Genomic DNA, 12,133 nt, shown 5'->3' with positions numbered 1-12,133 from the left:
ACGCTATAGAAGTCCGAATATGCGGGACATCAGACTTTGGGAACGGGACACCATGACGCTCTTGGACAGCAGCACCTGGGAAGGCCGCGTCTTCTCCGGATCGGGAGAATGGATCAGCGGCTCGGGCGAGGTCTACGACGCCGTCGAGCCCGCAACGGGCAAGGCGCTGGGCCGCGTCGGCTCCGCCACGCCCGCCGACGTGGACAGGGCGGTGGAGCGGGCGGCGCGCGCCCAGCGGGAGTGGGCGGCACGGCCCTACTCCGACCGGGCTGCCGTACTGCGCCGCGCCGCGCGTCTGTTCGAGGAACACCAGCAGGAGATCGAGACCTGGCTGATGCGGGAGTCCGGCGCGATCCGGCCCTTCGCCACCCTCCAGGTCACCAGCGGTGGTGCGGAGGAGTGTCACGAGGCGGCCGCCCTCGCCGGGGCACCCTATGGCGAGCTGCTGCGTTCCGGACAACAGCGGCTGTCCTTCGCCCGCCGCCTCCCGGTCGGAGTCGTCGGTGTCATCGCGCCGTTCAACGTGCCGATCATCCTGGCCATGCGGGCGGTCGCCCCGGCACTCGCCCTCGGCAACGCGGTCGTCCTCAAGCCGGACCCGCGCACCGCGGTCAGCGGTGGCGTCGTGTTCGCCCGGATCTTCGAGGAGGCGGGCCTGCCGCCCGGTCTGCTGCACGTCCTGCCCGGCGGCGCGGACGTCGGAGCGGCCGTCGTCGAGCACCCGCGGATCCCCGTCATCGCGTTCACCGGCTCCACCCGCGCCGGCCGCGCCATCGGTGTCGCCGCAGCCCAACATCTCAAGCGGGTCCACCTGGAACTGGGCGGCAACTCCGCGCTCGTCGTCATGGACGACGTCGACCTGGAGAAGGCCGCCTCGGTGGGCGCCTGGGGGTCCTTCGTGCACGCCGGCCAGATCTGCATGGCCAGCAGCCGCCACCTCGTGCATGCCTCGGTCGCCGACGAGTACACCGCCCTGCTCGCCCAGCACGCCGACGCGCTCCCGGTCGGCGACCCGACCACCGAGCAGGTCGCCCTGGGACCGGTCATCGACGCCGGCCAGCGCGACACCATCCACCGCATCGTCACCGAGTCCGTCGGGGCCGGGGCCCACCTGGCCGCGGGCGGCACCTACGAGGAGCTCTTCTACCGTCCGACCGTCCTGACCGGCGTACCGCTCACCGCGCCCGCCTACGCCCAGGAGATCTTCGGGCCCGTGGCGCCCGTCGTCACCTTCCGGGACCTCGACGAGGCCGCCGCCCTGGCCGCCGGGACCGAGTACGGGCTCTCCCTCGGCATCCTCACACGGGACGTCATGAAGGGCCTGGCCCTCGCGGAGCGGATCCCTAGTGGTCTGGTGCACATCAACGACCAGACGGTCAACGACGAGACGCTCATCCCCTTCGGCGGGGTCGGCGACTCCGGCACCGGGGCCCGCCACGGCGGTGCGGCCGCCAACCTCGACGCCTTCACCGAACAGCAGTGGGTCACCGTACGTGGCGAACTCCCGCACTACCCCTTCTGATCGCCCCACCCCACAGAGCCGCACGGAGAGTTCCATGCCCCTGGACCCCATGACCGTCGTTCCCCGTCGGACCGCCCCGCCGCCTGCCAAGGCCGACTGGCCGACCGGTAACAAGTTCCTCAACGGCCCGTTCGCGCCCTGGACGGAGGAGAGCGAGGCGTACGACCTGGAGGTGGACGGAGAGATACCGGCCGACCTCGCGGGCGCGCTGTTCCGCGTCTCCTCCAACCCCCGCTTCCAGCCCCGCAATACCGACCGCTACCACTGGTGGGAGGGCGACGGCATGGTGTGCGGGATCTACCTGCGCGAGGGCATGGCCGCCTACCGCACCCGCTGGGTGGAGACCGACTCGATGAAGGTCGAGGTCGAGGCCGGGGAGGCGGTCTACAGCGGCTTCGTCAACGGCGGCACTCCGGGACGGCTGCCCGAGGGCGCCCCGCGCGCCAAGAACGTCGCCAACATCAACGCCGGCCTCTTCGACGACCACCTGATCGTCTACTTCGACGGCGGACTCCCGCACGCCCTGGACCCCGAGACCCTGCGCACCCTGGGCACCTACGACTTCCACGGCGGCATCGACGTCCTGTGCACCGGCCACTACAAGACCGACCCCGACACCGGCGACATGCTGTTCTTCGCCGCCACCGGGCCGGTCATCACCTGGTACCGCGCCGACGTGAAGACAGCCGAGATCATCGACTCGCACTCCTTCGACATCGGCGTGCCGGTCCTTATGCACGACTTCGCCGTCAGCGACACGTACGCGGTCTTCTTCGTCACCCCCGCCCAGTTCCGCCTCGACCTGGTGGCGCAGAGCAGGCCCGGAGTGGTCTGGGACGAGGACTCCCTCGAACACGGCGTCCAGATCGTCCTGATGAACCGCCACACCCACGACGTCACCTGGCACGAACTCGGCGGCCACTGGGCCAACACCCACTTCTACAACGCCGACGAACAGAACGGCGAGCTGGTCGTCGACGGTCACCGCATCGACCGGCTCGGCAGCCCCGTCGACCGCCTCTCCACGCCGATGGGGTCCCATGAGTGGTTCCCGCCGGCCATGCCCTACCGGTGGCGCGTCGACCTGGCGACCGGCCGGGCCACGGAAGAGATGATCAGCGGAGTCTTCGGGGAGTTCCCCAAGATCAACGACGCCTGCACGGGCCGGCCGCACCGCTACGGCTACTTCGTCACCACGCGCGGCCTGGCCGACGACACCATGTCCGACGGCCTCGCCCGCCACGACTACCTCCTCGACCGCACCACCGTCGTCGAGGGCCCGGACAGTCTGACCAACCCGAGCGAACCGGTCTTCGTGGCCCGTGAGAATGCCCACAGCGAGGACGACGGCTACCTGCTGTCCCTGTGGTGGAACCGCACCACCGATCTCAGCGAACTGCTCATCCACGACGCCGCCGACCTGCGCCGCACTCCGCTGGCCCGGGTCAAGCTCCCCAGCAGGGTGCCCTTCGGCTTCCACGGCAGCTGGGCCGACCACCACGCCCTGGATCGGGCCATCGCCGCCCACCGCAGGGACGGCTGAGCGCCGTGCGAGATCTGGCGGGCAGGACCGCCTTCATCACCGGCGGGGACAGCGGCATCGGTCTCGGCGTGGCGCAGGTGCTGTGTCACGCCGGCATGAACGTGGTCATCTGCGGAGTCGTCACGGAGACGCTGCAGAGCGCGCAACGCGAACTCGCGCGGATCGGCCAGGCCGAAGCGATCCGGCTCGACGTGCGGGACCGGGAGGCGTTCGCCGCCGTCGCCGACCGTCTCGACGCGGACTACGGCGGCGTGGACGTGCTGGTCAACAACGCGGGCGTCGGCTTCCTCGCACCGGCGGTCGAGGCGAGCTTCGAGCAGTGGGACTGGGTGCTTGACATCAACCTCACGGGCGTCTTCAACGGCATCCGGACCTTCCTGCCGCGCATGCTGGCCGCCGACCGTCCGGGGCACATCGTCTCGACCGCGTCGATCGGCGGTCTGCTCGGCACCCCGGGAGCGCTCTACGTGGCCGCGAAATTCGGTGTGGTGGGGCTGATGGAGGCGCTGGCGGCCGAACTCCGGGACACCCACGTCAACGTGTCCGTCCTGACACCGGGGATCGTCCGCACCAACATCCACCAGGGTCCGCCGCCCCCTGGCCGCCCAGGGTCGCAGGCGCCGGGCGCCCTCGCCGAGGCCGACCTGCACCGGACGGCAATGCTGCCGCGGGAAGTCGGCGAGCGGGTCCTGCTGGCGATACAGGAGGAAAGCCTCTACGTCCTGACCCATCCCGAGCACCGGGACCTGCTCGCCCGGCGGTTCGACGCGATCCTCGCATCGGTCCCCACCGGCCGGGAGAACCCGCACCGTGCCGCGGTGGAAAGGTCGGTGCTCGCCAACCCCGTCTACGACGAGGTCCTGACTGCGGCGGAGGCCCGACGGTGACGGCGCAGGGCATGGAGGGATCGGTCGTGCTCGTGACCGGCGCCGGCTCGGGCATCGGGCGGGCGGCAGCAGAACTGTTCGCCGAGCGCGGCGCGGCCGTCGTGGCGGCGGACCGCTGCGAGTCCGGCGCCGACACCGTCGCCGCCGTCACCGCGGCGGGCGGCAGGGCGATCTTCGTCCAGGTGGACGTGTCGGTCGAGAAAGACGTCGAGAACATGGTCGCCGCGGCGGTCGACACCTACGGCGCTCTCAACGCCGCGTTCAACAACGCGGGAATCGCACCCCCGGTGGCGCCGATCGAGCAACTCGGCAGCGACAGCTGGGAGCTGTCGGAGTCGGTGAACCTGCGTGGCGTGTGGTTGTGCATGAAGCACGAACTGGCCGTCATGGTGCCCCAGGGGCACGGCGCGATCGTGAACACCTCCTCGGTCGCCGGCCTGGTGGGCAATGCCGGGGGCGGGGCCGCGTACTCCGCGTTCAAGCACGGCGTCGTCGGGCTGACCAGGTCCGCGGCCGCCGAGCACGGCCGTCACGGGATCCGCGTCAACGCGATAGCCCCGGGCCTGACCCGCACCGGCATGCTGCGGCACCTGGAGGAACACGAGCACCTCGACGCCGACGGCGCCGCCGCCGCGACTCCGCTCGGCCGCGTGGCCGACGCGCGGGAGGTCGCCGAAGCCGCGTACTGGCTCGCCTCCCCCCGGGCCAGTTACGTCACCGGTCATGTGCTGGCCGTCGACGGCGGCGAGACCTGTGTCTGACGTCGTCCGGCGTCTGGAAAGGAACAGTTCCATGACTCGCGTGTCCGGTGGCGACCTCGTCGTCCGTCTCCTGCAACAGGCCGGTGTGGACCGGATGTTCGGCATCAACGGGGCGCACATCGATTCCGTGTACCAGGCCGCACTCGACCATCGGCTGCCCATCGTGGACGTGCGGCACGAGATGAACGCGGGCCACGCGGCGGAAGGTTACGCGCGGGTGCGCAACGCCCTCGGCGTCGCGCTGCTCACCGCTGGCGGCGGGTTCACCAACGCCGTGACCTCGATGGCCAACGCCCATCTGGACCGCACCCCCGTGCTCTACCTCGCCGCGTCGGGGCCGCTGGCCGACGACCAGACCAACACTCTGCAGGCGGGCCTGGACCAGGTGGCCGTTGCGACACCCGTCACCAAGTGGGCGCACCGGGTGACGCGCGCTTCGCTGATCCCCCGCATCCTGGCCCGCGCGATCCGCACCGCGCTCACCGCACCACGCGGGCCGGTGCTGGTCGACATTCCCTGGGACGTGCTGACGGAAGAGGTCGACCTGCCCGACCTGACCACGGAATTGGTCCATGGCGCCGACCACGGTCCTGGCCTCTCGGGCACAGGGGCCGACCGGATCCTGGATCTGCTGTCAAAGGCCCGACGGCCGGTGATCATCGCCGGGTCCGAGGTGCCGAGGTCCGGCGCCGACGGCGAGCTACGGGCCTTCGCCGAGCGACTCGGCCTGCCGCTGATGTCGGACTATGAGGGCCTCGGCGCGATCTCGCCCAGCCCCCTCAGCTTCGGCCTGCTGCAAGGACTACACGGCTTGCCGTCCGCGGACGAACCCGACCTGGTGATCATGGCGGGGCTCCGGTTCGGCCTCACGACCGCGCACGGCTCGGGCGCGCTGATCCCGCGCGCCGCGCGGGTGGTGCAGATCGACCCCTCCGGCGGCGAACTGGGACACCTGCAGCCGGTCGCCCTCTCCGTGGCCGCCGACCCGCTGCCGGTGTTCGAGGACCTCAACCGGGCACTCGCCTTCAGGCAGGCTGACGGTCGGGATCTGACCGGCTGGCGGGCCGTCCTGCGGGCGCACTTGCACCGGCGACGCGAAGCCGTGGCCGCTCAGGTCGTCCACGACGACCGCGTCCACCCCTATGACGCGGTGCGCGCCATCGCCGCGACGGTGCCCGAGGCATCGGTGGTCGTCGCCGACGGCGCGCTCACCTATCTCTGGCTGTCGGAGACGATCTCCGGCACGCCGGTGTCCGCGTTCCTCTGCCACGGCTATCTCGGCTCCATGGGGGTCGGCATGGGCATCGCATTGGGAGCGCAGGCAGCCGTCGCCCCTGGCACGAGCGTCGTCCTGGTGACCGGTGACGGGGCCGTCGGCTACAGCCTCGGCGAGTTCGACTCCATGGTCCGTGCCGGGCTCGGGGTGGTCGTCGTCGTCCTCAACAACCGGGCGTGGGGCGCCACTCTGCACGCGCAGGAGATCCTTCACGGCAAGGACCGGGTGACCAACAACCGGCTGGAGAACGGTTCCTATGCCGCCGCAGCGATCGCGCTCGGCGCGGACGGCCATCAGATCCGCGCCCTCGGCGAACTCGGGCCCGCCCTCACCAAGGCCCTCCACAGCGGCCGGCCGTCCTGCCTCGAGGTCCACGTCAGCCTCGACCCGATCCCGCCGGAGGAGCGGGTGATCATGGGCGGCAGCCCGTTCTGAACGCACCTTCTTCCGCACACGTCCGATTCGTCAGGAACTCCCATGCTGTTCGACTTCGGCCAACCCACCGACGGCCTCATCCAATTGGCGTTCGTCGTCGAGGATCTCGACGCGGCGATGGCTCGGTTCAACGAGAGCTTCGGAGTGGGGCCGTGGACGGTCCTGCGCGACTTCGCGGGCGACAACCCCCGCTACCGAGGCGAACCCACCCAGGCACGCGCGCACGTGGCGCTCGGCTTCGGCGGGCACATGCAGTACGAACTCATCCAGCCCGCGGACGAACTCCCGTCCGTGCACCGCGATGTGATCACCCAGCAGGGCTACGGCTTCCACCATTTCGGCCGCGCCACAACCACTTTCGACGCAGCGGTGGAGGCGATGCACCGGAAGGGGTATGAAACCGTGTTCACCGCGTCCGTAGGGCCCGACTCCCGCGTCGCCTACTTCGACACCCGCGACGTCCTTCCCGGCATGACCGAACTCATCGAAACGAGCTCCGGCCTCAACGCGACGTTCACCGCGATGTACAGGGAATCCCTCTGAGCACACAGACACGGGCTTCCTGGGGGCCTGGGCGGGCCTCCTGATATATCGGACCATCCTCCTGGGAAACCGGACTCACTGGGAGGGGCGATTGACGTGCGCCACCACCAGGGCGACCAAGAAAAGCCGGCCTGGCAGGAATCGCACCGCAGAGTCGCACGTCGTCCAGCACGCCCCCCGCTCCGCAGCCCACAGCCACCACCCATCCTCGCTGTCCCGTAAATTAGGACTAGCGTTTCAACATAAGGGACCGTACGCTTCGGCGAAGTTACGGTCTACCACTCGCCGCGTGACACCGGGCCATTCCCGGCGCGGCGGTGAGGAGTCACGGCGTGAAGAAACTGGATGCGCCCCTGCCGGGGGCCGGACCTCGTACCGCGGCCACCCCCGCTCCCCTGCCGAGCGCCTTTCCCGGGGCCCCTCTGCGAGTGCAGGGACTCGCCAAGCGTTTCGGCGGTGTCACGGCTCTCGACGGCGTCGACCTGTCGGTGGCGTCCGGAGAAGCGGTCGCCGTCATCGGTCCGAACGGTGCGGGCAAGAGCACGCTGCTGAAACTGATCTCCGGCGTGCACCGCCCGAGCGAGGGAGAGGTGTGGCTGGGTGAGCAGCGGCTGGACCGAATGCCGGCGCACCGCATCACCCGCAGCGGTGTCGCCCTGGCACATCAGGTCCCACGGCCCTTCCATGGCCTGACCGTCCGCGAGAACGTCCGCGTCGGAGCCATGGCGAGCCGGCCTCACCTGCCCCCCGGCGAGATCGACGAGATCCTCGCTCAGTGCCGGCTGGACACCAAGGCGTCCCGTCCCGCTGACTCCCTGCGGGTCCTGGACCTGAAGCGACTGGAGGTGGCGCGGGCCCTGGCCACCCGTCCGCGGTTGCTCATGTTCGACGAGGTCGCGGCGGGGCTCGTCGGCCGCGAGCTGGACGAGGCGATCGACCTGATCCGCCAGGTCCACGCCCAGGGCGTCACCGTGCTCCTGGTCGAGCACATCGAGCGGGTGGTACGAGAACTCGTCGACCGCGTCCTGGTCCTCAACTGGGGCCGCCCCATGGTCGAGGGCACACCCGCCGAGATCGCCGCCAACGAGGAAGTGCGTGCCGTTTACCTCGGCGACGGCGACGAGACGCAGACGTCTGCCGCCCGACGTGTGGCCACCCCCACGGCCTCGGATGCCGCCGTTGTACTCGCTCTCGACTCGGTCAGCGCCGGTTACGGCGACCTGCTCGCACTGCGGGACTTCTCGGTGCGCGTCGGGGCCGGGCAGATCGTGACCGTGCTGGGTGCCAACGGGGCCGGCAAGTCGACTCTGTGCGCCACGATCATGGGCGCCGTCGAGGCGAGGTCGGGATCCGTGCACGCCCTCGACCAGGACATCACCGGCATGGCCACCCACCACCGGGCGCGCCTGGGCATCGCCCACTGCCAGGAAGGCCGCCGTATCTTCACCGGCCTCACTGTCGCCGAGAACCTGATGCTCGGTGCCCCGCTGGCACTGGCCAGGGATGAGGTACGCGGTCGTATGGAGCGTGTCCACGCGATCTTCCCGGTGCTGGCCGAGCGTGCCGCCCAGCCGGCCGGGACCATGTCCGGCGGCCAGCAGCAGATGCTGGCCGTGGGCCGGGCCCTCATGGCCGACCCTCAGGTGCTGATCTGCGACGAGATCTCGCTCGGCCTTGCACCGGTGGCCATCGACGCCCTGTACGGGGCGCTGGCCGAGATCAACTCCCAGGGCGTCGCGATCGTGCTGGTGGAGCAGAACGTCAAGCGGGCGCTGGGCATCGCCGACCACGCCGTCGTGCTCTCCCGCGGACGGGTCTCCTACAGCGGTGCCCCTGAGGCCCTGCTCAGTGACGAGGCCCTGGACGCCGCCTACTTCGGCACTGCCGACGACGCATCCGCCGCCGGCTCCTCCCCACCCCCCGTCCCCTCTGCTCCCCGTCCGCTCGGCGCATCCGAAGGAGACCTCTCGTGATCAGATCCACCAGCCGCCGCATCCACGCACTCGGCGCGGCCGCACTGCTCGCTGCGACCGCGGGCTGTGCGGGCAACGCCTCGAGCAGCAGCAGCGGCGGCAAGAACGACGACGGCCCCATCGTCATCGGGACCAGCATCTCGCTGTCCGGCACCACCGTCCTCAACCAGATCCGCGACGGCTACCTCCTGGCCGTGCAGCGGGTGAACGCCGAGGGCGGTCTGGACGTGGGCGGCAAGAAGCGGAAGGTCGAGCTGAAGGTGCTCGACAACCGCAGTGACACCAACACCATGGTCCAGCAGGTGCGTTCCCTGGCGCTCACGGACCACGTCGTGGGGCTGCTGGGCTCGTGCTGCCAGCAGAACATCGACATGCAGGGCCAGGCAGACGCACTGAAGGTGCCGCTGGTCATGGGCGCGCTCCCCGTTGAGCTGTTGCCCAAGGGCAAGGGCTACACCTGGGACTCCTTCCAGTCGCTCGCCGACGGGGCCAAGGACTTCTACACCGTCGCTGCCGGGGCGAAGACCGACAAGAAGGCACTGATCGTCACCAACAACGACGCCCAGGGCATCTCTACCGGCAAGCTGTGGGGCGCCACCGGCAAGAAGGCCGGTTTCACCATCACCGCCACCAAGGCCGTCCCCACCGGCACCACGGACTTCTCCGACGTCATCAAGGCCGGGAAGTCTTCGAACGCGCAGGTGCTGATCGCTGCCATGGCCCCTCCGGACTGCTTCGCGATGTGGAAGCAGATGAAAGCCCTGGCCTATAAGCCCAAGGTCGCCGTCGGTGTGCAGTGCGCGCAGACGCCCGGCTGGGGCTCCCTCGGCAAGCTCGGCGACGGCACCCTCGTCCAGCTGAACTGGTCCGACACGGCCGGCCTTCCGGACACGAACCTCATCGTCAGCAAGTACGGCAAGAAGTACACCAACCTCACCGACCTCGGCTCGGTCGCCCTCGGACTGCACGAGGCGACCATCCTCATGGACGCCATCAAGTCCGCCGGGAGCACTGACGCCGACGCCATCAACAAGGCACTGGCCAAGAGCACCACCGTCTCCGCGCAGGGCCCCGTGAAGTTCGTGGAGAACAAGAGCGTGACCCCCACCTTCATCGGCCAGTGGGAAGGCGGCGTCATCAAGCAGGTCTGGCCGGCCAAGGGCGGTTCCCCGCTCGCCTCGCTGACCGGGCTCGGCTGAGGCCCGGCATGAGCGCACCACGACCCACTACGAGTGTGAGCGAACGGAGCACATCGTGACCCTCGACGTCCTGGCCGCCGGTATTCTCTCCGGCGGCCTGTACGCCCTGATCGGACTGGGCATCTCCCTGGTGTTCGGCGTTCTGGGCCTGATGAACCTGGCCCACGGCGAACTCGTCATCGCTGGCGCCTATTTGGCGTCCCTGCTGGTGGTGGACTCGGGCTGGGACCCGTTGCTGGCCCTGCCCCTCGCCATGGCGGGCGTCGCCTTGATCGCCTATCCCCTCCAGCGGCATCTGCTCACCCCTCTGCTGAGAGGGGACAAGAGCGCCCCGCTGGTGGCCACCTTCGGGCTGTCCCTGCTCGCCCAGGCACTGTTCCAGGGCGTGTTCGGCACCCACCCCAAGAGCCTGCCCGCCCCCTATGCCGACTCGGGCATCTCCGTCCTCGGCCTGCGGATCCAGACGATCTATCTGATCGCCTTCGCGCTGACCACCGTCCTGTGTGCCGCTACGCACGTCGTCCTGACCCGTACGCGTGCCGGAAGCGCGGTCAGGGCGGCCTCGGCCGACCCGGCCACGGCCGCTGTGCTCGGCATCAACGTGTCGACGGTGTATGCCATGACCTTCGCCGGAGCCGCGGCCCTGGCCGCGGCCGGAGGGGTCCTGACCGGCGTCGCCCAGAGCTTCACTCCCACCAGCGGGCTGCCACTGCTGCTGACCGGCATGGCCGTGATGGCCCTGGCCGGCATCGGCAGCGTCGGCGGGGTCCTCCTCGCCGGCATCGCTCTCGGCGTCCTGCAGTCGGCCAGTGTCCAACTGTTCGGCGGCGGCATGCGCGACGTCGTTGTCTACCTCGCCTTCTTCCTCGTCCTTGCCGTACGCCCCCAGGGCCTGTTCCGAAAGGCGGCCACCGGATGAAAACCCCGTCCGTCCCAGCAGGGGTGTCGAAGGCCCTGTGGCCTGCGGCCGCCCTCGCGGCCCTCGCCGTTGCCGCCTTCGCGCTCGCCCCGGTGCTCTCCCTGGGACAGCTGGACCTGAGCGTCACCCTGCTGACGTATCTCACCATCGCCCAGGCCTGGAACGTCCTCGCTGGCTTCAGCGGCCAGATCTCCCTCGGCGCCGCCGCGTTCATGGCGACCGGCGGCTACACCACCGCTCTGATCCTGGCCCACACCGGCCTGCCCTGGCCCGTCGCCTTCCTCGGCGCGGGCGTCGGCGCGGCACTGCTCGCCCTGCTGCTCGCCGTACCGTTGCTGCGGCTGCGCGGCGACTACTTCGCCGTGGGCACCCTGGCCGTCTCCATCGCTATCCAGGCCCTGCTCAGCAACTGGAACTGGGCCGGCGGTGCCAGCGGCCTCACCCTCCCCACGGAGCGGATCCCCAGCGGCGGCAACCTGTATCAGATCGCGGTCCTCGTCGCCGCCCTGGCCATGGCGCTCACCCTGTACGTCCGGCACAGCGCCTTCGGCCTGCGGATCGCCGCCGTACGCGACAACGAACCGGCCGCCGCCGGTCTTGGTGTCTCCGTCTACCGGCACCGGCTCGCCGCCCTCGTCCCCACCAGCGCGCTCACCGGTCTGGCCGGAGCCGTGATCGCCTTCCAGTTCGTCGTCATCTCCCCGGACGGCGTGGCGAGCGTCAACTGGAGCCTGAACGCCGTCCTCATGTCCGTGGTCGGCGGCGCCGGCACCGTGCTCGGTCCCGTCGCCGGTGTGGGCATCGTCTACTACGGACTGACCCGTGCGCTCCAAAACCAGCAGACACTGTCCATGGTCATCGAAGGAGTCCTGCTGATCGCGATCGTGCGGTTCGCCCCGCAGGGAGCCTGGCCCCTGATCTGCCGAGCCATCCGGCTTCCCCTCACCCGCCGCCGCGCCGCACTCACCGCAACGGACACCGGCTCGAACGCCATCACGCGGACTCCGGAGCACGCTTGACGTGTTCCCTGGCCTGGCTCCGTTCACGGGGTCCCGGGCTCAGATCCTGGTCAGCG

At 70.0% G+C, this 12,133-nt stretch carries 10 protein-coding genes; all 10 read left to right on the top strand.

The features are described 5' to 3' along the window. Nucleotides 1–52: 52 nt before the first annotated feature. The 10 genes from ACFULQ_RS04830 to ACFULQ_RS04785 all read left to right on the top strand — a co-directional run bounded on the left by ACFULQ_RS04830 (nucleotide 53) and on the right by ACFULQ_RS04785 (nucleotide 12,077). On the top strand, nucleotides 53–1,522 hold the full coding sequence (locus tag ACFULQ_RS04830; protein ID WP_383538195.1) for a benzaldehyde dehydrogenase: 1,470 nt from the start codon (nucleotides 53–55) through the stop codon (nucleotides 1,520–1,522). Nucleotides 1,523–1,556: 34 nt separating this feature from the next. Next, nucleotides 1,557–3,065, top strand: coding sequence for a carotenoid oxygenase family protein (locus ACFULQ_RS04825; protein ID WP_383538192.1), 1,509 nt, complete (start codon nucleotides 1,557–1,559; stop codon nucleotides 3,063–3,065). Nucleotides 3,066–3,070: 5 nt separating this feature from the next. Then, nucleotides 3,071–3,952 carry an SDR family oxidoreductase gene (locus ACFULQ_RS04820; protein ID WP_383538189.1) on the top strand — a complete coding sequence of 294 codons (882 nt, stop codon included), beginning with the start codon at nucleotides 3,071–3,073 and terminating at the stop codon, nucleotides 3,950–3,952. Next, on the top strand, nucleotides 3,949–4,713 hold the full coding sequence (locus ACFULQ_RS04815; protein ID WP_383538186.1) for an SDR family NAD(P)-dependent oxidoreductase: 765 nt from the start codon (nucleotides 3,949–3,951) through the stop codon (nucleotides 4,711–4,713). Before ACFULQ_RS04820 ends, ACFULQ_RS04815 begins: the two co-directional genes overlap by 4 nt. Nucleotides 4,714–4,744: 31 nt before the next feature. Continuing rightward, entirely contained in the window at nucleotides 4,745–6,424 is a 1,680-nt protein-coding gene (locus ACFULQ_RS04810) for a thiamine pyrophosphate-binding protein (protein ID WP_383538184.1), read from the top strand. A 42-nt stretch (nucleotides 6,425–6,466) separates the two neighbouring features. Then, complete coding sequence (locus ACFULQ_RS04805) at nucleotides 6,467–6,967, top strand: VOC family protein (RefSeq protein ID WP_383538180.1); 501 nt, start codon at nucleotides 6,467–6,469, stop codon at nucleotides 6,965–6,967. Nucleotides 6,968–7,299: 332 nt separating this feature from the next. Continuing rightward, entirely contained in the window at nucleotides 7,300–8,940 is a 1,641-nt protein-coding gene (locus ACFULQ_RS04800) for an ATP-binding cassette domain-containing protein (protein WP_383538177.1), read from the top strand. Beyond that, on the top strand, nucleotides 8,937–10,139 hold the full coding sequence (locus ACFULQ_RS04795; protein WP_383538174.1) for an ABC transporter substrate-binding protein: 1,203 nt from the start codon (nucleotides 8,937–8,939) through the stop codon (nucleotides 10,137–10,139). The genes ACFULQ_RS04800 and ACFULQ_RS04795 overlap by 4 nt, the downstream gene beginning before the upstream one ends. Nucleotides 10,140–10,194: 55 nt before the next feature. Continuing rightward, nucleotides 10,195–11,058, top strand: coding sequence for a branched-chain amino acid ABC transporter permease (locus ACFULQ_RS04790; protein ID WP_383538171.1), 864 nt, complete (start codon nucleotides 10,195–10,197; stop codon nucleotides 11,056–11,058). After that, entirely contained in the window at nucleotides 11,055–12,077 is a 1,023-nt protein-coding gene (locus ACFULQ_RS04785; protein WP_383538169.1) for a branched-chain amino acid ABC transporter permease, read from the top strand. Before ACFULQ_RS04790 ends, ACFULQ_RS04785 begins: the two co-directional genes overlap by 4 nt. Nucleotides 12,078–12,133: the final 56 nt, after the last annotated feature.

Origin of the sequence: Streptomyces sp. NPDC057253 (assembly GCF_042669125.1) — a bacterium.
Taxonomy (GTDB): domain Bacteria; phylum Actinomycetota; class Actinomycetes; order Streptomycetales; family Streptomycetaceae; genus Streptomyces.
Note: the sequence above shows the minus strand (reverse complement) of the source record. Positions and strands in the feature narration are given on the sequence as shown.

Coding starts and splice junctions, on each gene's coding strand:
- ACFULQ_RS04825 (WP_383538192.1), top strand. CDS start 1,557: ATGCCCCTGGACCCCATGACCGTCGTTCCCCGTCGGACCGCCCCGCCG.
- ACFULQ_RS04805 (WP_383538180.1), top strand. CDS start 6,467: ATGCTGTTCGACTTCGGCCAACCCACCGACGGCCTCATCCAATTGGCG.
- ACFULQ_RS04810 (WP_383538184.1), top strand. CDS start 4,745: ATGACTCGCGTGTCCGGTGGCGACCTCGTCGTCCGTCTCCTGCAACAG.
- ACFULQ_RS04830 (WP_383538195.1), top strand. CDS start 53: ATGACGCTCTTGGACAGCAGCACCTGGGAAGGCCGCGTCTTCTCCGGA.
- ACFULQ_RS04785 (WP_383538169.1), top strand. CDS start 11,055: ATGAAAACCCCGTCCGTCCCAGCAGGGGTGTCGAAGGCCCTGTGGCCT.